Source organism: Bradyrhizobium sp. STM 3843 (genome assembly GCF_000239815.1).
In the GTDB taxonomy this organism is placed as follows: Bacteria; Pseudomonadota; Alphaproteobacteria; order Rhizobiales; family Xanthobacteraceae; genus Bradyrhizobium.
Window position 1 is genome coordinate 1 of the sequence record NZ_CAFK01000336.1, and the last position, 22,187, is coordinate 22,187.

Consider the following 22,187-nt stretch of genomic DNA (forward strand, 5'->3'; position numbering starts at 1 on the left):
GTATCCATCCGTCGAGCGCGAGGCTTACCCCTCACCCGGTTTCTCACTTCGTTCGAAACCACCCTCTCCCACAAGGGGAGAGGGTATGAGTAACCGTGGCCGAGAGATTGCCCCTTCGCTTCGACACGCCGCTGCCCATCGATCCCGTGCTCGACGAGCTGTCGCGCACGCTCGAACGCAGCACCACCGCCGTCCTTGTCGCGCCGCCCGGCGCCGGCAAGACCACGCGGGTGCCGCTGGCGCTGCTGGATGCGCCCTGGGCCAGGAATAAGAAAATCATCGTGCTGGAGCCGCGGCGGATCGCAGCGCGCGCCAGCGCCGAGCGCATGGCCAAGACGCTGGGCGAGCGCGCGGGTGAGACCGTCGGCTACCGTGTCCGATTCGGTTCGAAAGTGTCGCGTGCGACCCGGATCGAGGTCGTCACCGAAGGCATCTTCTCGCGCCAGATCCTTGATGACCCCGAGCTCGACGGCGTTGCCGCCGTGCTGTTCGACGAATTCCATGAGCGCTCGCTGGACGCGGATCTTGGCTTGGCGCTGGCGCGCGATGCGCAACAGGGACTGCGCGAAGACCTGCGGCTCCTGGTGATGTCGGCCACGCTCGACGGCGCGCGGGTTGCGAAATTGCTCGGCAATGCGGCGGTGGTGGAAAGCGAGGGCCGCGCCTATCCGGTCGAGACCCGCTATCTCGGCCGCAAGGTGGATGTGCCGGTCGAGCGCCAGATGGCGGACGCGATCGCGACAGCCTTGCGCGCGGACACCGGTTCGGTGCTGGCCTTCCTGCCGGGCGCCGCCGAGATCCGCCGCACGCAGACCATGCTGGCCGAGCGCGTTCACGATGCATCGACCGAGATCGTGCCGCTGTTCGGCGCGCTCGATGCGGCCGTGCAGGACCGCGCGATCTCGCCGGCTCCCAAAGGAAGCCGCAAGGTGGTGCTGGCGACCTCGATCGCCGAAACGTCGCTTACCATCGAAGGCGTGCGCATCGTGGTCGATTCCGGGCTGGCGCGCGTGCCGCGCTACGAGCCGGATATCGGGCTGACGCGTCTGGAGACCGTGCGCGCCTCGCGCGCGGCGGTGGATCAGCGTCGCGGCCGCGCCGGCCGCACTGAGCCCGGCGTGTGCTACCGGTTGTGGGACGAGCCGCAGACCGCCTCGCTTCCGGCCTATACCCAGCCTGAAATCCTCAGCGCCGATTTGTCGTCGCTGGTGCTCGATCTCGCGCAATGGGGCGTGTCCGATCCTGGGACGCTCAGCTTCCTCGATCAGCCGCCTGCGCCGGCGCTGAAGGAGGCACGCGAGCTGCTCAGCGAGCTCGGCGCGCTCGATGCCGACGGCCGCATCACCGAGGAAGGCCAGCGGCTGCGTGGGCTGGCGCTGCCGCCGCGGCTGGCCCGCATGATCGTCGACTCCGCCCGCTATGGCGCCGCCGAGCAGGCTGCCGCTGTCGCCGCCATCCTCAGTGAGCGGGGGCTTGGCGGCGACAGCGTCGATCTCGAGGTGCGGCTCGATCAGTTCCGCCGCGACCGCTCGCAACGCGCCCAGAGCGCGCGCGACATGGCGCGGCGCTGGGCCGCGCAGGTGGCTTTGTCCCCGTCCGCGCAACAGGCAGGGGAGCTCTCCACCGGCATCATGCTCGCTTTCGCCTATCCCGACCGCGTTGCGCGCAATCGCGGCAATGGCAGCTTCGTGCTCGCCAACGGCCGTGGCGCCGCCGTCGAGCAGACCTCCTCGCTGGCGCGGACGCCTTACATCGCGATCGGTGAGCTCACCGGCACGGCCGCAAGCGGCCGCATCCTGCTCGCCGCGCCACTCGCGGTCGACGACATCGAACGGCATTTCGCCCACGAGATCGAGACCAGGGACGAGATCAGCTTCGATCGCGAAGCGATGGCCTTGCGCGGCCGCCGCAAGCGCAGTCTGCATGCGATCACGCTTGCCGAGGCCCCGCTCACGGTGACCGCTTCGGAGGCGACCGCGCGCGTCCTTGCCGACGGCATCTGCGCGGCCGGCATCGACAGGCTGCCATGGTCGAAAGCAGCCAAGCAGTGGCGCGACCGGGTGATGTTCCTGGGCCGGGCGGAGGGCGACAGCTGGCCCGATTTGTCGGACGACGGACTTCTGGCAAAGCGCGAGGAATGGCTCGAGCCCATGCTCGCCGACAAGATCGCGCTGAAGGACGTTTCACCCGGCGATCTCTCCGATGCGGTGATGGCGCTGTTGCCATGGGATCTGCGTGCCCAGCTCGACCGCGAGGCGCCGACCCATTTCGAGGCGCCGACCGGCACTATGCTCGCCATCGACTATGAGGCGGAGCAGGGGCCGACCATCGCGGTGCGCCTGCAGGAATTGTTCGGGCTCAATATCCATCCATCGATTGCCAAGGGCGCGGTACCGCTGGTGCTGGAACTGCTGTCGCCGGCGCAGCGGCCGGTGCAGGTGACGCGCGACCTGCCGGGCTTCTGGAAGGGCAGCTACGCGGCCGTCCGTGCTGATCTGCGCGGCCGCTATCCGCGCCATCCCTGGCCGGACGATCCGGCCAATGCCGCCCCCACGCGGCGGGCCAAGCCGCGCGGAACCTAATCAAATCTCGAACGACACGCCGCGCCGTTAACGCTTCGCTCACCGTTTTCGCCAAAATGGCGGTCGCAGCCCTTCGCCTTCCGTCGCATGCGGATGTCTTTGATGATGAGATCGCGCACGGGGCCCAACAGTTGAGTGTTCGTCGAGTAGCGTGATGCGTAACATCATGATCATCGCGGCCGTCCTGATCGGACTTGGCACCTTCATGGCGCAATTGGCCGACCGCCTGACGCCGGCGCCCGCATCCGCCACGACGGCCAGAGCCGTCGTGGTCGAGCCCGTCGCGGCAGGCCAGCGCAGCCTCAGCATCCCCTCCGACCAGCGGGGACATTTCCGCGCCGAGGGCCGCATCGACGGCCAGCGGATCAATTTCATGGTCGACACCGGCGCCTCGCTGGTGGCGCTCAACGAGAGCTCGGCCGCCCGGTTCGGCCTGCGCCCGGCGCGCGGTGCCTATACCGCGACCGTGACCACGGCCAATGGGACCGTGAAGGCTGCGCGTGCCCGGCTTCCGATGCTCGAACTCGGCGAAATCACCGTGCGCGACGTCGATGCGCTGGTCCTGCCCGACGAGGCGCTGTCGGAAAACCTGCTCGGCCTCTCGTTCCTGTCGCGGCTGAAGCGTTTTGCCTATGCCAGCGGCCAGATGGTACTGGAGCAGTAATCTCTCTCGCGGAGATGCCGGCTTACGAGTTTACCCCATCTCGACGAATCCGGGTCGACGGCCTTTCGCTTCCCGTCTGCTTTCGCTAAGTCTGCCTCGTCTGCGTTCCCGACGAGGCTCAACTGCATGTTCCCCAAGCCGAAAGCGCTGCTGGTCCCCAACACCTACGCCTTCGAATCTGAGCCGATGGTGAAGCCTACCGGCTTTCGCGAATATGACGCGCGCTGGCTGTTCAACAAGGAAATCAACCTGATGGGCGTGCAGGCGCTGGGCATGGGGCTCGGCGCGCTGATCGCGGAACTCGGGGTCAAGCAGGAAATCGTGACCGGGCATGATTTCCGTGGCTATTCCGCCTCGATCAAATATGCGCTGATCTCGGGGCTGATGGCAGCCGGCTGCAGGGTGCACGACATCGGGCTGGCTGTAACGCCGATGGCCTATTTCGCGCAGTTCGAGCTCGATGTGCCCTGCGTGGCGATGGTCACCGCCTCGCATAACGACAATGGTTGGACCGGCGTCAAGATGGGCGCCAACCGTCCGCTCACCTTCGGCCCGGACGAGATGAGCCGGCTGAAACAGATCGTGCTCAACGCCGAATTTACCGGCAAAGTCGGCGGCTCCTATCAATTCCACGAGAATTTCCCGGCGCGCTATATCGCCGACCTCACCAAGCGGCCGAAGCTCAAGCGCAAGCTGAAGGTGGTCGCGGCCTGCGGCAATGGCACGGCGGGCGCCTTTGCGCCGCAGGTGTTGGAGGCGATCGGCTGCGAGGTGGTCCCGCTCGACACCGAGCTCGACCATACCTTCCCGAAATACAATCCAAACCCCGAAGACATGGAGATGCTGCACGCCATCCGCGATGCGGTGCTCGCGCACAAGGCCGATGTCGGCCTGGGTTTCGACGGTGACGGCGATCGCTGTGGCGTGGTCGACAACACCGGCGAGGAGATCTTTGCCGACAAGGTCGGCGTGATGCTGGCGCGCGACATGTCGGCGATCCACAGGGATGCACAGTTCGTGGTCGACGTGAAATCGACCGGCCTGTTCATGACCGATCCCGTGCTGCAGAAGCAGGGTGCCAGGACCGTCTATTGGAAGACCGGCCACTCCTACATGAAGCGGCGCACCAATGAGCTCGGTGCGCTGGCGGGGTTCGAAAAGTCCGGCCATTTCTTTTTCAACCGGCCGCTCGGGCGCGGTTATGACGACGGCCTGGTCTCGGCGATTGCGATCTGCGAGATGCTCGATCGCGCACCCGGCAAGTCGATGGCGGATCTGAAGAACGCGCTGCCCAAGACATGGTCGTCGCCCACCATGTCGCCGCACTGCGCCGATGAAGCGAAGTATGGTGTCGTCGATGCGGTCGTGAAGCACTTCGAAACGCTGCAGCGGCAGGGCGGCCGGGTGGCGGGTCAACCGATCCGCGACCTCGTCACCGTCAACGGCGTGCGCGTGACGGTCGAGGATGGCAGCTGGGGGCTGGTGCGGGCCTCATCGAACAAGCCGGAGCTGGTCGTCGTGGTCGAGAGTCCGGTTTCAGAGCAGCGCATGCGCGACATGTTCGAAGCCATGGACTCCGTGCTGCGCACCCATCCCGAGGTGGGTGCGTATAATCAGAAGATCTGACTGACGTCCATGCCCCGCGAGGGGCATGGATGCCGCTGGTCTGCCGGAGCAGCAGCTAGGCTGCGCTCAACGAACTCAGGAAGTGCTCGACCTCGGATTTCAGCCGGCTCGATTGGGAGGACAGTCCGTTGGCGGACTCCAGCAGCCGCGACGCGGCGCTGCCAGTCTCGTCGGAGGCGCGGGTCACGCCGCCCATGCTGTGGCTGACTTGGCGGGTGCCTTCGGCCGCCTGCTGCACATTGCCGGAGATCTCCCCGGTGGCGAGGCCCTGCTGCTCGACCGCGGTGGCGATTTCCTTGGAGATCTCGTCGATCTCGGCGATGGTGCCGCCGATCGCCTGAATCGCGCTGACCGCATCGCCCGTGGCGCTCTGGATGCTCTGCACCTGGCTCGAGATTTCCTCGGTTGCCTTGGCGGTCTGGTTGGCCAGCGCCTTCACTTCGCTCGCGACCACTGCAAAGCCCTTGCCGTGCTCGCCGGCCCGCGCCGCCTCGATGGTGGCATTCAGCGCCAGCAGGTTGGTCTGGCTGGCGATGGTCTGAATCAAGGTCACCACCTCGCCGATCTTCTGGGTGCCAGCGGCGAGGCTCTCGACCACCGTGTTGGTGCGGCGGGCCTCCTCGGCGGCCTTGGCGGCGATCTGCGCCGAGCGCGTCACCTGCTGGGAGATGTTGTTGATCGATGCCGTCAGCTCTTCCGTCGCGGCAGCTACGGTCTCGACATTGGTCGAGGCCTGCTGCGAAGCGTTGGCCGCGGCCGAGGTCTGTCGCGAGGCTTCGGCGCTGCTCCGGCTCATCGAGGACGACAGGACCTGCATCTCGTTCGCGGCGACCGCGACGGCTTCGACGATGCCGCCGATCTTGCGCTCGAAGCCTTCGGCGAGTTCGCGCCGGGCGATGTCGCCCTGGCGCTTGGCGCGGCGTTCGGTCTCGGAACGTTCGGCGTTGGCGTGGGCTTCGGCCGCGTGGGCCTTTTCGGCTTCGGCCGTCTTGCTGGCAGTGGTCTCGAACAGCTGCGAGAGCTTGAATGTGACCGCAATCAGCACGCCGGCTTCGATGAGCAGGATGACCGCGTGCAATACGACGCGGCCAAAATCGGCGCCGCCGGGATAGATCGCGGCCGGGAAGACGAAGTTCAGCACCAGATGATGGAGCGCGACCGCGACCGTTCCAGCCAGGATCGGCCGGTAATCGCAATAGGCGACAAGGCACGCCAGGGCCGCGAAGAAGTACATGTGCATGTCGATCTGCCAAGCATGGCCCGACATCTGATAGACCAGGACAGAGACACCGCCCATCAAGGCCACCGCAACGGTGAGTTGGGTCGACAGCGCGCTGCCGGCACTGCGCCACGACAAAGTTGCAGCTAGCGCCATGGCGGCCATCAGCAGCGTCGGCATCAGCCAGTCGCCGCGCGACAGCCCGATGATGAGTGCAAGCGGAACGTGAGCCCAGAGGACTGCGAGCAGGACCTTGCTGGTCGTGTCGCGGAGGGTTGCCAGATCGTTGGTCTCGACGGTCATTCCCAATTCCCCAAACAGATCATCTCGAAAGGCAGGCGGAGACCGCCTGCGGGTCGATGGCCAACCAAGCTCCGGCCTCGCGAAGACGCGCGAGCCCGTTGCTTCCGCCGGGACGCACGACCAGCAGCGACGGAAGGGTGGTCGTGCGAACGAGCGCGGCGTCGGCAGACGCCGCTGCCAGCATCGCGCGCTGCGCGCTCCACCATGGCGGGAAAGCCACGGCCACGATCTCGCTCCCGGGGCGAACCTGCAACGACAGCGCAGCGACCGCAGCAAAGCTCGCGAGTAGCAGCACCGTGGCGTTCAGCCAGGCGAACCGGGGCGGAGGTAAGGTTGTACCCGGCACCATCGCATCCTAGAATAGATCGACGGAGCTAAAGTCCGGTAAACAACCGTTAGGGATGACTACGGGGTTGACAGCCTGTGTCTCGTTGCGGCGATGCGCAGCAACGGCGACTCTGGCGAGACCAGAGGCATCAGACCGGCGGCACTGGCAGTGCGGTCACCGACTTGATCTTTTCCATGGCAAAGCGCGAGGTGACGTTCTTCAGCGGTACCGCGCTGATCAATTTCTTATAGAACACGTCGTAGCTCTGCATGTCGGCGACGACCACGCGCAGCATGTAGTCGACGTCGCCGGCCATCCGGTAGAACTCCATCACCTCCGGCATCGAACTGACGGCTTCGGCAAATCGCTTCAGCCAGGCGTCGGAATGATCAGGACTTTCGACCGAGACGAAGACGCTGAGGCCGAGGCCGATCTTGTTCTGATCGACCAGTGCCACCCGGCGCAGGATCACCCCGTCGGCCTCCAGGCGCTGGATGCGCTTCCAGCAGGGCGTGGACGACAGCCCGACCCGGTCACCGATCTCGGCGACCGACAAGGAGGCATCCTCCTGGAGCACCATCAGGATCTTGCGGTCGATGGCGTCCAGCCGGCGGTTGGCTTCCGGGAGTTGGGCGGCGATATCGGTCATGGGAAGAATTTTGTTCCATACAAGGTCATTAAATCCCTCATATAGAGAAAAACATTCCAAATCAAGGTCGGTCCGCCGGCGGCGGCCGGCGCAGCGCGGCCGCGTGCAAAAAAGCGCAGCAAGCTCAGAAGCTTGCAGGTCTCGGATGGGCGGAATGGTCGCCGGGGAAACGACGCGAAAGAAAGGAAGACGGGCTATTCCGTCCCTTTGAGCCACCGGCCGACCAGATGATGGGCGATGGCGAAGGGATGTGGCCCGGAGAGCCCGTCCGGATGCTGGCGCGCGAGCATCAGCCGTGCCTCCTCGCGGCTGAACCAGCGCACGTCCTCGAGCTCGGTGCGGTCGACCACGATGTCCTCGTTCAGCGCGCGGGCGCTGCAACCGATCATCAGGGACGACGGATAGGGCCAGGGCTGGGTCATGTAATAGGTGACATCGGCGCAGCGGATGCCCGACTCTTCGAACACCTCGCGCCGCACCGCGTCCTCGATGGTCTCGGCGGCTTCGACGAAGCCGGCGAGGCAGGAATACATCCCGGGCGGAAAGCGCTGTTGCCGCCCAAGCAGGCACTTGTCGCCATGCGCAACCAGCGAAATGACCACCGGATCGGTGCGCGGGAAATGCTCGGTCTTGCAGTTCGGACATTCGCGCTTCCAGCCAGCCTCGCGCATCCCGGTGCGCGTGCCGCAATTGGCGCAGAAGCCGTGGCGCTGATGCCAGGACACCATCGATTTGGCCATCGCGATCGCGCCGAGTTCGTCCGGCGGGATCGTGCCCTGCATGGCAATGCCGCGGAGCTCGGTGACGGCGACATCGTCGCGGCCGGCCAGCGCCTCGGCCGCAGCGGGCGAGATGCCCATGCCGAACAGCGCGCCGCCATCCCGCAGGCCGAGAAAGATCGTGCCGGGGTTGGCCCCGAACCCGAGCGCCTCGTCGATCGTGAGCAGCGCGCGCATGGCGTCGCCCTCGCGCTTCATGAGCAGCGAATCGCGATGCACGACATAGGCGCGGGTCGACGGATTGCGTTCCAGCGCGATCAGCTGGTCGTCATGGAAGCGCAGGTGGGCGGCGCGGTCGACGGCGTTTTGGACAAAGGCCGGCTGCCCGAGCGGAAACAGGTCGAAGGGGGACATTATTCATCCTAGCCAGATCTTGCGCCGGATCGCGCTGATGAAATGCTGCACCTCTTCAGCGTCATGCGGCACAGGCGGCGCTACGCCCCAGACCGGGCGCGGCCAGGCCACGTCGCTGGTGCGGCGCGCGATAAGGTGGATGTGCAGCTGCGGCACCATGTTGCCGAGCGCGGCGACATTGAGCTTGTCGCATTTGGTGATGTCTTTGAGGGCGCGCGAGGCGCGGGCGATCTCGGTCATCAGCTGCGCCTGCGCCACCTCGTCGAGATCGATGATCTCGACCGCGCCCTCGCGGCGCGGCACCAGCAGCATCCAGGGATAGTTCGCGTCCTTGATCACCAGAACCCGGGAGAGCGGCAGGTCGCCGATATCGATGGTGTCCTTCGCAAGCTGCGGGTGCAGCGACCAGGCGGAGTCGGGCATCGGTTCCCCGGTGATTGTCACGAATCAAGCGCGTCGGCCGGACCTGGTCCGGCCATCGGCACCTAAGGCTTTTCCGGCGTCCTGCACAAGTGTCGGAGGAAGGGTGCGGTCCCGCTTGCTTTCCGGTCCGTTTGGCCCCAAATAGGGACCGGGAGATTGGCGGTGGACGAGCCACTCGCCAACCGGGTCAGGTCCGGAAGGAAGCAGCCCTAACGAGGTCCGGATCGGGTCGCTCGTCAGTCTCCTACCTGTTTTCTCGTGCGAATCGTGCATCATGAGCGGAGACCCCGCAAGCAGCGGGCACTCGGCTCCGTTCCGCCGCGGTTCAGTCTTCGCGATCGAGCCGGCTGGAAGACATTCAATCGATGACTGAGGCTGGCGCTTCTCCATCCACGCCCGACAGCGCCGCGCAGGCCGGCTTTGATGCCACAACCTCCGCAGCCAAGCCCTACCGGGTTCTGGCGCGCAAATACCGTCCCTCGAGTTTCGAAGATTTGATCGGCCAGGAGGCCGTGGTTCGCACGGTCTCGAACGCCTTCGAGACCGGCCGCATCCCGCAGGCCTGGATTCTGACCGGCGTGCGTGGGGTGGGCAAAACCACCACCGCCCGCATCCTCGCGCGCGCGCTGAATTATGAGATGCCGGATGGATCGGTGAAGGGGCCGACCATCCATATGCCCGTCCTCGGCACCCATTGCCGGGCGATCATGGAAAGCCGGCACATGGACGTGCTGGAGATGGACGCGGCGTCGCACACCGGCGTCGACGATGTCCGGCAGATCAATGACAGCGTACGCTACGCGCCGGCCAGCGCCCGCTACAAGGTCTACATCATCGACGAAGTCCACATGCTGTCGACGGCGGCGTTTAACGCCTTCCTGAAGACGTTGGAGGAGCCGCCGGAGCACGCCAAATTCGTGTTCGCGACCACCGAAATCCGGAAGGTGCCAGTCACCGTATTGTCGCGCTGCCAGCGTTTCGATCTGCGCCGGGTCGAGGCCGATGTGCTGATGAAGCATCTGGCCAATATCGCCACCAAGGAAGGCGTGACGATCGAGCCGGAGGCGCTCGGCATCATCGCCCGCGCGGCCGAAGGCTCGGTGCGCGATTCGCTGTCGTTGCTCGACCAGGCGATCGCGCATTCGGCCGGCGAGGTTCGCGCCGAGGAGGTCCGGCAGATGCTGGGCCTGGCCGACCGCACCCGCGTCATCGACCTGTTCCAGCATCTCGCCAGCGGCGATATCGCCGCGGCCTTCAACGAATTCCGTGATCAATATGATGTCGGCGCCGATCCGGTCGTAGTGCTGTCGGATCTCGCCGAATTCGTGAATTTCGTCACCCGCGTCAAGGTGGTGCCGGCGACCGCGGACAATGTCGCTTTCAGCGAGACCGAACGGCTGCGCGCGCGCGATTTCGCGACCAAGCTGTCGATGCGGGTGCTGTCGCGGATGTGGCAGATGCTGTTGAAGGGCATCGCCGAGACGCAAAGCGCCACAAGGCCGGCGGCAGCGGCGGAGATGGTGCTGGTGCGCATCGCCTATGCCGCCGACCTGCCGACGCCGGATGAAGCGATCCGGATGATCGAGCAGAACGGCGGCGCCGCGCCGGTCGCGACGTCGAGTGCAGCGCCACGTGGCGCTCCGACGCCGGCGATGTCGGGCTCCGCCATATCGTCTCCAATGGCGTCGCAACCGGCGCGTGCCCAAGGTCTAAGTCAAGGCCCGACCCTGGCTGCGGTCGGCAGTCCGATGCGGCCGCAGATGTTGACGCCGGCGCCTGCCCCGCAGGACTTGGCGCCGGCGCTTCGGCTGGCCAGTTTCCAGGAACTCGTCGCTCTCGCCGGCAAGAACCGCGACCTCATGACCAAGAGCGCGCTCGAGGCCGATGTCCGCCTGGTCCGGTTCGAGGACGGGCGGCTGGAGATTGCCCTGGAACGCAGCGCCCCGCGCGCGCTTGTCACAGATCTCGGACGCAAGCTGGAAGACTGGACCGGCCGGCGTTGGACGGTCGTTGTCTCCAACGAGCCGGGACAGGCGACCTTGCGCGAGCAGAATCTGCGCGCGAAAAGCGAGCGCGAACGGGCGGCGGAGGCCGATCCGCGGGTGCAGGAGGTGCTGGCGCGCTTTCCCGGCGCCAAGGTGGTCGAGGTTCGCAAGCTTGCCCCCGAGCCGCCGGAATCCGAAGCTAGCAGCGCTGTCGAGCCGGTCGACGAGTCCGATAGCGATGATCAAGAGATGTTCTAAGAGGACGTAAGCGATGGCCGACTTTCTGGGCATGATGAAGCAGGCGGCGCAGCTGCAGTCGAAGATGCAGGAAATGCAGGAGGAGCTCGGCAACCTCGAGGTCGAGGGTACTTCCGGCGGCGGCCTGGTCGCGGTGCGAATGACCGCGAAGATGGAAGTGAAGGGCATCAAGATCGATCCGTCGCTCGTGAAGCCCGAAGAGACCGAGATCCTGGAGGATCTCGTGGTCACCGCCTGCAATGACGCGCGCCGCAAGGCGGAGGTCGCGATGCAGGAGAAGATGCAGGCCATCACCGGCAAGCTCGGCCTGCCGCCGGGATTCGGCTTTGGTTAGTTCGCTAGGTGTGAATCGTTGAACTGATGGCCGTCGCCGGTCCCGAGATCGAACGTCTGATCCAGCTGCTTGCGCGCCTGCCCGGGCTTGGGCCGCGCTCGGCGCGTCGCGCCGCGCTGCATCTCATCAAGAAGCGCGAGGCGCTGATGACGCCGCTTGCGGCCGCGCTGCAGGTCGCCATCGAGCGCATCCAGGTCTGCAAGACCTGCGGCAATATCGACACGCAAAATCCCTGCACGGTCTGCACCGATCCGCGCCGCGACGGCGCGATGATCGTGGTGGTCGCCGATGTTGCCGACCTCTGGGCGCTGGAGCGGGCGAACGCCACGGCTGGCCGTTATCATGTGCTCGGCGGCACGCTGTCGCCGCTCGACGGCGTCGGTCCGCAGGATCTGACCATCGATGCGCTGGTGCAGCGCGCGCACGCGCCCGAGGTGAATGAGATCATCCTGGCCTTGAATGCGACGGTGGACGGTCAGACCACCGCGCACTACATCACCGACCTCCTGCAGGAGGCGAACGTCAAGGTGACGCGGCTGGCGCATGGCGTGCCGGTCGGCGGCGAGCTTGACTATCTCGACGAAGGCACGCTGTCGGCCGCGATGCGGCAGCGGACCCTGTTCTAAGCAAACATACGGAAGTTGATCGATGACGAAACGCGGATTCGGCAAACGGCTGGCTTTGGGCGCGATTCTGGCCGGGTTGTCAGCGCCGTTGGCGCTGGCGCAGCAGAGCGACGAGCCGCTCAAGGTCGGCAAGCCGATCAATGCCGGCGACGTGCTGTCGGGCGAGCTCAATGTCCTGAAGGTTCGCGGTGCCAAGCCCGGTGAGCCTGCCATGGCCTATCAGATCGCCAGCGAACCGCGTCGCTTGCCGCCGCCGAACGGGCTCTGCAATCTCGAGACCGGGCCGGAGACGTTTCAGCTGATCATCGCCAACAATGCGCAGGCGGCGCAATTGAAGGGCCTGCTCGGCAAGCAGATCGCGGTGAAGGTCGGCGAAATCGCCTGCGCGCAGGACGCCGGGCAGGTGAGTGAGGCGGTGATCACGAAATGGAGCTTGGTGAAGCGCTAATTCCTGGTTAGCTTGCGCCATGGAGCGATACGCCAGGTGCGTGCGTGACGGGAGGTCGCGGATGAAAGCCCTACCAGCGCTTGTCGTTGCCACGGCCCTTGCATCGCCGGCGGCCGCGTCCGAGGAGGGCGGTCAGGTCGATCTCGGTTACCCCAGTGTTGCCGCGGCGCTGGAGGGGCTACGCGCCAAACCGGGTACCAGGAGCTCAATGCAATCCGGTTGGACCGTGATCGAGGACAGCGCGGCCCTCACCGTCTGGTCATTTGTGCCGTCGGACCATCCTGCCTATCCCACCGCAATTCGGCGCCGGGTGATGCCGGAAGGAGATAACCTGTCCATTCAGATGGACGTGCGTTGCGAGGCCGAAAAGACGGCCTGTGACGCGGTCGTGGCTGAGTTCGAGCGGCTCAATGGAAAGGTGCGCGACGACCTCAAGCGATAGATCAGACTCGCATCTGGAGGCCGTCAAAATGTCGGCGCCGCTGCAGCCAGCCAAGTAGCACAAGACTCGGAATCGCGACCAGCACGCAGATCATGAAGAACAGCGGCCAGCCGGTCGCCTTCGCCACATAGCCCGCGCCTGACGACAGATAAGTCCGTCCCACTGCCGCCAGCGCAGTGAGCAGCGCATATTGGGTGGCGGTGTGCAGCGGGTTCTGACACAGCGCCGAGAGATAGGCGACGAAGATCACGGTGCCGATCGCGCTGGTGAAATTCTCTGCGCAGATCGCCAGTGCCAGCGCCCATTGGCTCACGCCGGTGATTGCGAGCCAGGAGAAGGAGAGGTTGGCGAGCGCCTGAACCACGCCGCTGATCCACAGGCTGGTGGCCAGTGAATAGCGCCGCGCCAGGAAGCCGCCGGCAAAGCCGCCGGCGAGCGTCGCGGCAAGCCCGACGCCTTTGACGATCGCGGCATAGTCGACCTTGCTGAAGCCGAGATCGATCACGAACGGCGCCGTCATGGTGCCGGAAAACGCGTCGGTGAATTTGAACAGCACCACGAAGGCGAGCGCGGCGAACGCGTCCTTGCGGGCGAGGAATTCCGAGAACGCGCCGCTGGCGGCGTGGATCACGCGGACGATTGCGGTGTCTGCGGCGGTGGCGGCCTCGGCCTGCTTGGATTGCGCGGGCTCGGTCGCGAGCAGCGCGGTGACGGTGCCGATCAGCACCAGCCCGGCCATGACGATGTAGCCCCACATCCAGGACGACGGTCGCGGCAGGCCGCTGCTCTCGAATGCCGAGACGACGACGAGCGCGCCGGCGGTCGAGACCAGCATGCCGATGCGGTAAGCGGCGACATAAGCCGCCATGCCTGCGGCCTGCTCGCTCTCGGGCAGGCTCTCGACCCGGAAGGCGTCGACCACGATGTCCTGGGTCGATGAGGTCGCAGCGACCAAGAGCGCCGCGAGCGCAACCATGAACGGCGCGCGGGCGGGATCGGTCAGGGCCAACAGCACGATCGATCCGATCAGCAGCATTTGCGCAAACACCAGCCAGCCACGGCGACGGCCGAATGCGGCTGTGAAGAGCGGGACATGCAGCGCGTCGACCAGCGGCGCCCACAGGAACTTCAGTGTGTACGGAGTTCCGACCAGAGCGAAGAGTCCGATGGTACCGAGATCGACGCCGACCTCGCGCATCCAGATCTGCAAAGTCGAACCGGAGAGTGCCAGCGGCAGGCCGGAGGAGAAGCCCAAGAACAGCACGATCAGCACGCGCGGCTGCAGGTAGACGGCCACGCTCTCGCGCCAGGTGGGGGCGGGGGCGTCGGCGGCGCGGGTGCCATTGTCAGCGCTGATGTCGGATGCGGTGTTGGGCAGGGTCATAGAGTCGTCGTAGCAGATTTGGGCCGGGAGCGCTTCCCCACTCTCCACTGTCATCGTCCGCGAAGGCGGACGATCCAGTACTCCGAGGCGGCTCGGTTGACCGCAGACGCTGCGGCGTACTGGATGCCCCGCCTGCGCGGGGCATGACAGTGTTTGTGGGTATGAGTGCGTCTAAAGACCGGCGATACCTGGATAGAGATCATCCCAGTTCGGGTTATTCTCCTCGATCAACCGGATCTTCCATGCGCGATTCCATTTCTTCAGCCGCTTCTCGCGCCGAATTGCATTCTCTGGATCGTCGTATTGCTCGAAGTAAACGAGCCGTAAGGCGTCGTATTTCTTCGTGAAGCTGCCGATCAGTTTCGATTTGTACTCGGCCACGCGGCGAACGAGATCGTTCGTGACGCCGATGTAAAGCGTGCCGCCGATCTTGCTGGCGAGGATGTAAACGTAGAAGCTGCATACGCCCATCTGCGGCCTCTGGAATACTGGATCGTCCGCCTTCGCGGACGATGACACCGTATGTGGAGGAGCAGTTCCTTCAACGGCGGCGGATCACTCCCCCGCCTGCATCCGTCCCGCCAGCGGAAACAGGTCGGGTGCCGCACCCGGCGCAGCCACGATCCGTGGGGCTTCGACCGGGGCGTCGGTCTTGCTGAAATCGAGCTCCTCGATCCGGCCGGCGCGCTTCTCGATCTTGTCGGCGGAGATGAGAATTTGACGAACGTCCTCGTTGACGTCGCCAAAGTGCTTCTGCAGCTTGAGCACGCGCTCGCGCAGGCGGCCGAGGTCGTCGCCGAGATGCATCACCTCGGTGCGGATCTGGTCGGCAGCGTCGCGGATGCGTGCGTCCTTCATGATCTGCTGCATCACCTGGATCGCGAGCATCAGCAGCGACGGCGACACCAGCACGACGCGGGCGCGATAGGCCTTCTGGATCACGTCGTCGAAGCCGTCATGAATCTCGGCATAGACCGATTCCGAGGGCACGAACATCAGCGCGGTATCCTGGGTCTCGCCGACAATCAGGTATTTCTCCGCGATGTCGTTGACGTGCTTCAGCACATCGGCGCGCAGCCGCTGGCAGGCGAAACGCTTTTCCTCGTCGCTGCGCGCGTCGTGCAGCGCGGTCACGGCCTCGAGCGGGAATTTCGCATCGATGCAGAGCGGGCGCGCATCCGGCAGGAACACGACGCAATCCGGGCGCTTGCCGCTCGACAGCGTGTACTGGAACGCGTAGCTGCCCTTCGGCAGCCCGTCCTGGACGATCGCCTCCATCCGCGCCTGGCCGAAGGCGCCGCGCGCCTGCTTGTTGGCGAGCACGTCGCGGAGCGTCGTCACCTGCGTGGTCAGCTCGGTCAGGTTCTTGTGCGCATGGTCGATGATGCCGAGCCGCTCATGCAGCACGCGCAAGGACTCCATCGTGTGGCGCGTGGTCTGCTCCATCGACTGGCCGACCCGGTGGGTCACCGAATCGAGCCGGTCGTTGACAGTGCGCGCGAGCTCGGTCTGGCGGCCGGCAAGCACCTGCGCCATCGCGTCCACGCGTCCCGACGCCTCGCTCTGGGCCCGCAGCATCTCGGACAGGCGCTGCTCCAGCTCGTCGGCGCGCATCGCCTGCATCGTCGCAAGCTCCGCCCCACGCCGGCCGGAGCGGGCCACCGCCACCACAAGCGCAACAAGCAGCAGCAGCACCAGCGCGCCGAAGCCGGTCAGCGCGTCAAAGGCCCGGACCGGCAGGTCGCCGATCACGAAAACGACGGGGTTCATCGGGGTCATGGGCCCAATCTATCAGATTCGCGGATAAACAGGAACAAAATAAGAACATTTATGGTTAACGAACCGTTGAAATTCATGGTTAACGCTGACTTAAAATTCGTTGCTCGGGGACGGCCGGAGTGGCGGCGTTCAGATTGACCGCGTGCTGCGGCGCGCTTAAATCGCGCGCCATGGCCCTCAGAGAAATCATCATCCTGCCGGACAAACAGTTGCGGCTGGTGTCCAAACCTGTCGAGAAGGTAACGCCGGAGATCCGGCAGCTGGTCGACGACATGTTCCAGACCATGTACGACGCGCCCGGGATCGGGCTCGCGGCGATCCAGGTCGCGCAGCCGGTGCGCGTCATCACCATGGATCTCGCCAAGCGCGACGAGAACGGCGAGGGCAAGGCCGAGCCGCGGGTCTTCATCAATCCGGAGATCCTGTCCAAGTCCGACGAATTGTCGGTCTATCAGGAAGGCTGCCTATCGATCCCCGAATATTACGAGGAGGTCGAGCGGCCCGCGCGGGTGCGGGTGCGCTTTACCGATCTGGACGGCAAGGTGCATGAGGAGGATGCCGAAGGCCTCTATGCCACCTGCATCCAGCACGAGATCGATCACCTCAACGGCGTGCTCTTCATCGACTATCTGTCGAAGTTGAAGCGCGACCGCGTGATGAAGAAGTTCGCCAAGGCCGCCAAGCGGGCGGCGGAGTAATGAATACGGCGAGCCGACCGGCTCGCGCGGTCGGCTCTCTCCCCCCTTGTAACCCTCCCCCACAAGGGGGGAGGGAACGCATCGAGCAAGCAGCATGCCCCTTCGCCTGATCTTCATGGGCACGCCGGATTTCGCCGTGCCGACCTTGCGCGAACTCGCCGCTCACGGCCATGAGATCGCGGCCGTCTATACCCGCGCGCCGAAGCCGGGCGGCCGCCGCGGGCTGGCGCTGCAGCCGACTCCGGTGGAGCAGGAGGCGAGGCGGCTCGATATTCCTGTGCTCACGCCGAAGACGCTGAGAACGGACGAGGCGCTCGCAGAATTTCACGCGCACAACGCCGACGCCGCCGTCGTCGTGGCCTATGGCATGATCCTGCCGCAGCCGATTCTCGATGCTCCCAGGCTCGGCTGCTACAATTTGCATGCCTCGCTGTTGCCGCGCTGGCGCGGTGCGGCGCCGATCAATCGCGCCATCATGGCAGGCGATGCCGAGACCGGCGTGATGGTGATGAAGATGGATGTCGGCCTCGACACCGGCGACGTCGCCATGGGTGAGCGCCTCGCGATATCAGATGCGATGACGGCCTCCGACCTGCATGACCAGCTCGCTGCAATCGGCGCCGGGCTGATGGGGCGGGCGATGGCGGCCTTGGAGCGCGGTGCGCTGACGCTGACCAGACAGCCTGAGGATGGCGTCACCTACGCGGCCAAGATCGAGAAGGCCGAAGCCAAAATCGACTGGGCGAATTCCGCGCATGCGGTGCTGCGCCACATCCATGGCCTGTCGCCGTTTCCCGGCGCCTGGAGCGAGGTCGAGGTGGATGGCGAAGCGGTGCGGGTGAAGATCCTGCGTTGCGCGCTCGCCGCCGGCGCCGGCACGCCGGGCGAGGTGCTCGACGACCAATTGACCATCGCCTGCGGCGAGGGCGCGATCTGCATCGTCGAGCTGCAGCGCGCCGGCAAGGCGCCGATGCAGGCCGCTGATTTCCTGCGCGGCACGCCATTGAAGCGCGGCGCCAGCTTTTCTTAAGACTGTCATACCCCGCGCAGGCGGGGTATCCAGTGCGCCGAAGCCTTCATTGTTGAACCGAGACGTCAGTGGATACTGGATCGCCCGCCTGCGCGGGCGATGACACCTTCGGGATGGCATGCCCCGCTACAAGCTCATCATCGAATATGACGGCGCGCCGTTCTGCGGCTGGCAGCTGCAGGAGACGCTGCCGTCGGTGCAGGGTGCGCTCGAGGCCGCGGTGCAGGCCACCTGCGGCGTGCCCACCCGCGTGCACGGCTCGGGGCGCACCGATGCCGGGGTTCATGCGACAGGCCAGGTCGCGCATTGCGACATCGACAAAGAGTTTCGTCCCGACCGTTTGCGCGATGCGCTGAATGCGCATCTGCGCCCGCACCCGGTCGCGGTGCTTGCCGCCGAGATCGTCCCTGAGACGTTCGAAGCGCGCTTCTCGGCACGGAAGCGGCACTATCGCTACCGCATCATGAATCGCCGCGCCAATCTCGCGCTCGATATGGGGCGTGTCTGGCGCGTGCCGAAGCGGCTGGATTCGGATGCGATGCATGAGGCCGCGCAGCGGCTGCTCGGCAAGCACGATTTCACCACGTTCCGTGATACGGAATGTCAGGCGAGATCCCCCGAGAAGACGCTCGACCAACTCGACGTCATCAGAGACGGCGACGCGGTGACTATCCTCACCTCCGCGCGCTCGTTCCTGCACAGCCAGGTGCGCTCGATGGTCGGCTCGCTGGTGTGGGTCGGGCAGGGCCGCTGGAACGCGGATGATCTTTACGCTGCACTTGCCGCGCGCGACCGCGCTGCCTGCGGTGTCGTCGCCCCTCCGGAGGGGCTCTATTTGGTGCGGGTGGAGTATTGAGGAATGTCCCGCCATGGAACTGCAGGTTTCGTCCGCCGGGCCGAATGGCTTTCCTAATTAGTTTCCGTTTCGTTTCGCCGGAGGGAGTTTCTTAACTCCAAATTGGAATCCTCGCTGCTATCCGTGAGCTCATGCTGCTGTTCAGCGAGGTCTGTCGTGCGCATTCGCCAAGTCTTCCTGCTATCTCTGCTGCTCGGGGCCGTGATCGGCCTGCTCGCAACCATGGTGTTCGCCTGGCAGCAGATGGCCTCGCTTCAGGCAGCCCGGACCGCGGGCAGTGATGCGCAGCTGCTGTCGGCGATGTTGCGGCTCCCGGAAAAGCTGAACCTCGAGCGCGCCATGGTCAATCCGCGCCTCGCATCGGCCAACGCGGCGACGGCGGACGAACTTGCATCGCTCCGGAAGGTCACCGGCGGATCGGATGACGCGCTGACCAAGGCGCGCGGTCTCGCGCAGTTGCCTGAGGATCTGGCGGCTCTGGATTCGATCGAGCAGAAGCTGCGCGCGCTGCGCGGGGCCGCCCTCGACGCCGTGGCTCAGCCCAAGACGGCGCGGTCCGAGGCGGTCGTCCGCGACTATGTGCCGCAGATGTTCACGGTCCAGGAAGCGACCGGCGGCCATGTCGACGTGATCGTGCGCCGGATCAATTCGGCCAATTCCGCCATCGGCCGGGCTGCCCGGCTGGCGGTGATCGGCTGGGACTTGCGCGATTGGGCCGGCCGGGCGACCACGACGTTCATTCGCGCCATTGCAACGAAGCAGCCGATGGCCGGAGAGGCGGCGGAAGCGCTCGCCACCTTCAAGGGACGCATCGACCGGATCTGGTCCACGGCGAAGATTGCGGCTGCCGATATCGACCAGAAGCCGGTGTACGCCGCCTTGGCCGAGGTCGAGAGCGGCTATTGGGCACGCGGCGGCGAGCTTTATGCGTCGCAGGTAGCGCCAAACCGGGGCAAGGTGCTCGATCTCGATCCCGATCAGTTCCTGCGTTCGATATTCCCGGTGCTCGACACGATCCTGCCGCTGCGCGATGCTGCGCTGGCCGAGGCCGTGCGCCAGAGCGAGATCGCGATCGCCGAGTCCCAGAGCCGTTTCGTGTTGGCGATGGCCTTGTTGCTGATCAATGTCGGCGCGGCCGCACTCGCGACGCTCTGGTTCAATGCCCGCGTCATCAAGCCTCTCAGCAACCTGACCGAACTGATCGGGCGCATCGCCGGTGGCGCACGTGACGTGGAGATTGCCTATCGCGACCGGACCGATGAAGTCGGCACGCTCGCCAACGCCATCGGCGTTCTGCAGGAGAAGTCCGCGGAGGCCGATCGGCTGGCGCAACAGGGGGCAGACGCGGAAGCGCGGCGCGACGCGCGCCGGCAGAAGGTCGAGGCGCTCACCCGCCGTTTCGGCGACGTCATCGACACGCTCTGTGGACGACTGAGCGAGGCGGCGAGCGGCCTGAAACAGTCGGCCGAGGCGCTCGACAACTCCGCCAGCACCACCGCGTCCCGCGCCACCACCGTGTCCGAGGCGGCGGCGCAGGCGACATCGGGCGTCAACACCGTGGCGGCGGCTTCCGAGGAACTCGACGCGTCGATGAAGGAGATCACACGGCAGATCTCGGAAGCTGCATCGGAATCGTCGAACGCGACCAGCCAGGCGCTCGACACCACCGACAAGGTCCGCACGCTGGCCGGCAGCGCCACGCGCATCGGCGATGTCGTGCAACTGATCCGTGCCATCGCCTCGCAGACGAACCTGCTGGCGCTCAACGCCACGATCGAATCGGCGCGGGCGGGCGAGGCCGGGAAGGGTTTCGCCGTCGTGGCTTCCGAGGTGAAGAGCCTGGCATCGCAGACCAGCAAGGCGACCGAGGAGATCGAAAGCCAGATCGTGGCGATCCAGAACGAGACCGGCAGCACGGTGGCCGCGATCGAGAAGATCGCCGCCGTGGTCAACACGATCAGCGGCGTCACCGGATCGGTCGCGGCGGCTGTCGCCGAGCAGAGCGCCACCACCCGGGAGATTGCCCGCAGCGTGCAGCAGACCGCGAGCGGCACCCGGGACGTCTCGTCGTCGATCGAATTGGTCTCCGCGGCTGCGGCCGACACCCGCGGTTCGGCCCGCTCGCTTCTCGACTCGGCTGCGAGCCTTGCCGGGCAGGCGACCGATCTGCGCCGCGAGGTCGACCAGTTCCTGTCGGAGGTGAAGGTCGCCTGATCCGGATCGGTTAGGCGAAATACCTGTCGAGAATGCCGCGATAGATGTTCGTCAGCGTCGCGATATCGGCCACCGCCGCGCGCTCGTCGATCTGGTGCATGGTCTGGCCGACCAGGCCGAACTCGATCACCGGGCAGTAGGACGAGATGAAGCGCGCATCCGAGGTGCCGCCAGTAGTGGATAGCTCCGGCTTGCGTCCGGTCACCGCTTCGATCGCGCCGACCGCGAGATCGGTGAAGGGACCGGGCTTGGTCAGGAACACGTTGGAGTTCGACGGCAGCCAGTCGATGTGGGCGCGGATGCGGTTGCCGCACGCCACTCTCAGCCGCTCCTCGACCAATGCCCGCAGCGATTCCTGGGTGTGGCAGTCATTGTAACGGATGTTGAATTTCGCCCGTGCGCTGCCGGGGATCACGTTGCTCGCCGCGTTACCGACATCGACGGAGGTGAATTCGAGGTTCGACGGCTGGAATTGCGCGCTGCCGCGGTCGAGCGGCTCGTCGGAGAGTGCGACGATCAGGCGCGAAATATCCGGCACCGGATTGGCGGCGCGGTGCGGATAGGCGACATGGCCCTGCTTGCCCTCGACGACCAGCGTGCCGGACTGCGAGCCGCGGCGGCCGATCTTGATGCAGTCGCCCATCACTTCCTGATTCGACGGCTCGCCCAGCACACAATGATCGAACGTCTCGCCGCGCTCGGCCGCCCATTGCAACAGCTTCACCGTGCCGTTGATCGAGACGTCCTCTTCATCGCCGGTGATGAGAAACGAGATCGAGCCCTTGCCGTCGTCTCGCGGCTTGCCGCCATGATCGCGCAGATAGGCGAGCGCGGCGGCGAGGCTGCAAGCGATGCCGCCCTTCATGTCGACCGCGCCGCGGCCGTAGAGATAGCCGTCCTTCACCTTGCCGGAAAACGCACCAAGGCTCCAGGCGCCTTCGTCGCCGGGCGGCACCACGTCGGTGTGGCCGGCGAAGGTGAGATGCGGCGCTTCGCTGCCGATCCGGGCATAGAGATTGTCGATGTCGGCGGTGCCCGGTTCCGAGAAGGTGACGCGATGCACCTCGAAGCCGGCCTCCCTCAAGAGCCGCTCGAGCACGCCGAGCGCGCCGGCATCGGCCGGGGTGACGGACGGACAGCGGATCAGGTCGCGGGCAATGGCGAGGGCATCGGTCATGCCCCCGATTAACATGCCAGTTTAGCTGC

21 protein-coding genes and 1 other RNA gene are annotated in these 22,187 nt (G+C 65.7%); 13 read left to right on the forward strand and 9 right to left on the reverse strand.

What is annotated here, in order from left to right; translation table 11 throughout:
- Positions 1–107 precede the first annotated feature (107 nt).
- From hrpB to BRAS3843_RS36885, 3 genes are all read left to right on the forward strand, one after another.
- On the forward strand, positions 108–2,582 hold the full coding sequence (gene hrpB, locus BRAS3843_RS36875; protein ID WP_008974384.1) for an ATP-dependent helicase HrpB: 2,475 nt from the start codon (positions 108–110) through the stop codon (positions 2,580–2,582).
- Between the two features lie 166 nt (positions 2,583–2,748).
- Complete coding sequence (locus BRAS3843_RS36880; RefSeq protein ID WP_008974385.1) at positions 2,749–3,246, forward strand: TIGR02281 family clan AA aspartic protease; 498 nt, start codon at positions 2,749–2,751, stop codon at positions 3,244–3,246.
- A gap of 126 nt (positions 3,247–3,372) precedes the next feature.
- Positions 3,373–4,872: a phosphomannomutase/phosphoglucomutase gene (locus tag BRAS3843_RS36885; RefSeq protein WP_008974386.1), complete on the forward strand. Its 1,500-nt coding sequence runs from the start codon at positions 3,373–3,375 to the stop codon at positions 4,870–4,872.
- A gap of 55 nt (positions 4,873–4,927) precedes the next feature.
- Here the strand turns inward: BRAS3843_RS36885 and BRAS3843_RS36890 are convergent, their stop codons facing one another.
- The 5 genes from BRAS3843_RS36890 to BRAS3843_RS36910 form a co-directional block, all read right to left on the reverse strand.
- Positions 4,928–6,394: a methyl-accepting chemotaxis protein gene (locus BRAS3843_RS36890; RefSeq protein ID WP_008974387.1), complete on the reverse strand. Its 1,467-nt coding sequence runs from the start codon at positions 6,392–6,394 to the stop codon at positions 4,928–4,930.
- Between the two features lie 19 nt (positions 6,395–6,413).
- On the reverse strand, positions 6,414–6,743 hold the full coding sequence (locus BRAS3843_RS36895) for a hypothetical protein (RefSeq protein WP_008974388.1): 330 nt from the start codon (positions 6,741–6,743) through the stop codon (positions 6,414–6,416).
- Between the two features lie 127 nt (positions 6,744–6,870).
- A complete protein-coding gene (locus BRAS3843_RS36900; protein WP_008974389.1) occupies positions 6,871–7,371 on the reverse strand; it encodes an Lrp/AsnC family transcriptional regulator in 501 nt (166 codons plus the stop codon).
- Between the two features lie 194 nt (positions 7,372–7,565).
- Entirely contained in the window at positions 7,566–8,504 is a 939-nt protein-coding gene (gene nudC / locus BRAS3843_RS36905) for an NAD(+) diphosphatase (protein ID WP_008974390.1), read from the reverse strand.
- 3 nt (positions 8,505–8,507) lie between these two features.
- Entirely contained in the window at positions 8,508–8,927 is a 420-nt protein-coding gene (locus BRAS3843_RS36910; RefSeq protein ID WP_008974391.1) for an HIT family protein, read from the reverse strand.
- Between the two features lie 151 nt (positions 8,928–9,078).
- Between BRAS3843_RS36910 and ffs the strand changes: the two genes are divergently transcribed.
- The 6 genes from ffs (at position 9,079) to BRAS3843_RS36935 (ending at position 13,020) form a co-directional block, all read left to right on the forward strand.
- Positions 9,079–9,175: signal recognition particle sRNA small type (ffs, locus tag BRAS3843_RS39210), an RNA gene on the forward strand.
- A 117-nt stretch (positions 9,176–9,292) separates the two neighbouring features.
- Positions 9,293–11,170 (forward strand): DNA polymerase III subunit gamma/tau, encoded by a 1,878-nt coding sequence (locus BRAS3843_RS36915; protein WP_008974392.1) that lies wholly within the window; start codon positions 9,293–9,295, stop codon positions 11,168–11,170.
- Between the two features lie 13 nt (positions 11,171–11,183).
- Positions 11,184–11,504 carry a YbaB/EbfC family nucleoid-associated protein gene (locus BRAS3843_RS36920; protein WP_008974393.1) on the forward strand — a complete coding sequence of 107 codons (321 nt, stop codon included), beginning with the start codon at positions 11,184–11,186 and terminating at the stop codon, positions 11,502–11,504.
- 26 nt (positions 11,505–11,530) lie between these two features.
- Complete coding sequence (recR, locus tag BRAS3843_RS36925) at positions 11,531–12,130, forward strand: recombination mediator RecR (protein ID WP_008974394.1); 600 nt, start codon at positions 11,531–11,533, stop codon at positions 12,128–12,130.
- 22 nt (positions 12,131–12,152) lie between these two features.
- Positions 12,153–12,578, forward strand: coding sequence for a hypothetical protein (locus BRAS3843_RS36930; protein WP_008974395.1), 426 nt, complete (start codon positions 12,153–12,155; stop codon positions 12,576–12,578).
- 61 nt (positions 12,579–12,639) lie between these two features.
- Positions 12,640–13,020, forward strand: coding sequence for a hypothetical protein (locus BRAS3843_RS36935; RefSeq protein WP_008974396.1), 381 nt, complete (start codon positions 12,640–12,642; stop codon positions 13,018–13,020).
- 1 nt (position 13,021) lies between these two features.
- Here BRAS3843_RS36935 and BRAS3843_RS36940 read toward each other — a convergent pair whose 3' ends face one another.
- The 3 genes from BRAS3843_RS36940 to rmuC form a co-directional block, all read right to left on the reverse strand.
- A complete protein-coding gene (locus BRAS3843_RS36940; protein ID WP_008974397.1) occupies positions 13,022–14,404 on the reverse strand; it encodes an MFS transporter in 1,383 nt (460 codons plus the stop codon).
- Positions 14,405–14,575: 171 nt separating this feature from the next.
- The gene (locus BRAS3843_RS36945) at positions 14,576–14,875 is read right to left on the reverse strand and encodes a GIY-YIG nuclease family protein (protein ID WP_008974398.1); all 300 of its coding nucleotides are present in this window, start codon (positions 14,873–14,875) and stop codon (positions 14,576–14,578) included.
- Positions 14,876–14,959: 84 nt separating this feature from the next.
- The gene (rmuC, locus tag BRAS3843_RS36950) at positions 14,960–16,174 is read right to left on the reverse strand and encodes a DNA recombination protein RmuC (protein WP_035984074.1); all 1,215 of its coding nucleotides are present in this window, start codon (positions 16,172–16,174) and stop codon (positions 14,960–14,962) included.
- A 179-nt stretch (positions 16,175–16,353) separates the two neighbouring features.
- Between rmuC and def the strand changes: the two genes are divergently transcribed.
- From def to BRAS3843_RS36970, 4 genes are all read left to right on the forward strand, one after another.
- The gene (def, locus tag BRAS3843_RS36955) at positions 16,354–16,881 is read left to right on the forward strand and encodes a peptide deformylase (protein ID WP_008974400.1); all 528 of its coding nucleotides are present in this window, start codon (positions 16,354–16,356) and stop codon (positions 16,879–16,881) included.
- A gap of 94 nt (positions 16,882–16,975) precedes the next feature.
- Positions 16,976–17,911: a methionyl-tRNA formyltransferase gene (gene fmt, locus BRAS3843_RS36960; protein ID WP_008974401.1), complete on the forward strand. Its 936-nt coding sequence runs from the start codon at positions 16,976–16,978 to the stop codon at positions 17,909–17,911.
- A gap of 118 nt (positions 17,912–18,029) precedes the next feature.
- Complete coding sequence (truA, locus tag BRAS3843_RS36965; RefSeq protein ID WP_008974402.1) at positions 18,030–18,767, forward strand: tRNA pseudouridine(38-40) synthase TruA; 738 nt, start codon at positions 18,030–18,032, stop codon at positions 18,765–18,767.
- Positions 18,768–18,923: 156 nt separating this feature from the next.
- On the forward strand, positions 18,924–20,981 hold the full coding sequence (locus BRAS3843_RS36970; protein WP_008974403.1) for a methyl-accepting chemotaxis protein: 2,058 nt from the start codon (positions 18,924–18,926) through the stop codon (positions 20,979–20,981).
- 10 nt (positions 20,982–20,991) lie between these two features.
- On the opposite strand, the gene dapE is transcribed toward BRAS3843_RS36970, so the two are convergent.
- Positions 20,992–22,158 (reverse strand): succinyl-diaminopimelate desuccinylase, encoded by a 1,167-nt coding sequence (gene dapE, locus BRAS3843_RS36975; protein WP_008974404.1) that lies wholly within the window; start codon positions 22,156–22,158, stop codon positions 20,992–20,994.
- Between the last annotated feature and the right edge of the window lie 29 nt (positions 22,159–22,187).

What these genes read in the sequence shown, in the direction of transcription:
- BRAS3843_RS36945 (WP_008974398.1), bottom strand. Translation starts at nt 14,875, where the DNA reads ATGGGCGTATGCAGCTTCTACGTTTACATCCTCGCCAGCAAGATCGGC.
- BRAS3843_RS36890 (WP_008974387.1), bottom strand. Translation starts at nt 6,394, where the DNA reads ATGACCGTCGAGACCAACGATCTGGCAACCCTCCGCGACACGACCAGC.
- BRAS3843_RS36935 (WP_008974396.1), top strand. Translation starts at nt 12,640, where the DNA reads ATGAAAGCCCTACCAGCGCTTGTCGTTGCCACGGCCCTTGCATCGCCG.
- BRAS3843_RS36915 (WP_008974392.1), top strand. Translation starts at nt 9,293, where the DNA reads ATGACTGAGGCTGGCGCTTCTCCATCCACGCCCGACAGCGCCGCGCAG.
- recR (WP_008974394.1), top strand. Translation starts at nt 11,531, where the DNA reads ATGGCCGTCGCCGGTCCCGAGATCGAACGTCTGATCCAGCTGCTTGCG.
- def (WP_008974400.1), top strand. Translation starts at nt 16,354, where the DNA reads ATGGCCCTCAGAGAAATCATCATCCTGCCGGACAAACAGTTGCGGCTG.
- nudC (WP_008974390.1), bottom strand. Translation starts at nt 8,504, where the DNA reads ATGTCCCCCTTCGACCTGTTTCCGCTCGGGCAGCCGGCCTTTGTCCAA.
- BRAS3843_RS36930 (WP_008974395.1), top strand. Translation starts at nt 12,153, where the DNA reads ATGACGAAACGCGGATTCGGCAAACGGCTGGCTTTGGGCGCGATTCTG.
- BRAS3843_RS36885 (WP_008974386.1), top strand. Translation starts at nt 3,373, where the DNA reads ATGTTCCCCAAGCCGAAAGCGCTGCTGGTCCCCAACACCTACGCCTTC.
- dapE (WP_008974404.1), bottom strand. Translation starts at nt 22,158, where the DNA reads ATGACCGATGCCCTCGCCATTGCCCGCGACCTGATCCGCTGTCCGTCC.
- truA (WP_008974402.1), top strand. Translation starts at nt 18,030, where the DNA reads ATGCCCCGCTACAAGCTCATCATCGAATATGACGGCGCGCCGTTCTGC.
- BRAS3843_RS36880 (WP_008974385.1), top strand. Translation starts at nt 2,749, where the DNA reads ATGATCATCGCGGCCGTCCTGATCGGACTTGGCACCTTCATGGCGCAA.
- BRAS3843_RS36900 (WP_008974389.1), bottom strand. Translation starts at nt 7,371, where the DNA reads ATGACCGATATCGCCGCCCAACTCCCGGAAGCCAACCGCCGGCTGGAC.
- BRAS3843_RS36895 (WP_008974388.1), bottom strand. Translation starts at nt 6,743, where the DNA reads ATGGTGCCGGGTACAACCTTACCTCCGCCCCGGTTCGCCTGGCTGAAC.
- BRAS3843_RS36910 (WP_008974391.1), bottom strand. Translation starts at nt 8,927, where the DNA reads ATGCCCGACTCCGCCTGGTCGCTGCACCCGCAGCTTGCGAAGGACACC.
- rmuC (WP_035984074.1), bottom strand. Translation starts at nt 16,174, where the DNA reads ATGAACCCCGTCGTTTTCGTGATCGGCGACCTGCCGGTCCGGGCCTTT.
- fmt (WP_008974401.1), top strand. Translation starts at nt 16,976, where the DNA reads ATGCCCCTTCGCCTGATCTTCATGGGCACGCCGGATTTCGCCGTGCCG.
- BRAS3843_RS36940 (WP_008974397.1), bottom strand. Translation starts at nt 14,404, where the DNA reads ATGACCCTGCCCAACACCGCATCCGACATCAGCGCTGACAATGGCACC.
- BRAS3843_RS36920 (WP_008974393.1), top strand. Translation starts at nt 11,184, where the DNA reads ATGGCCGACTTTCTGGGCATGATGAAGCAGGCGGCGCAGCTGCAGTCG.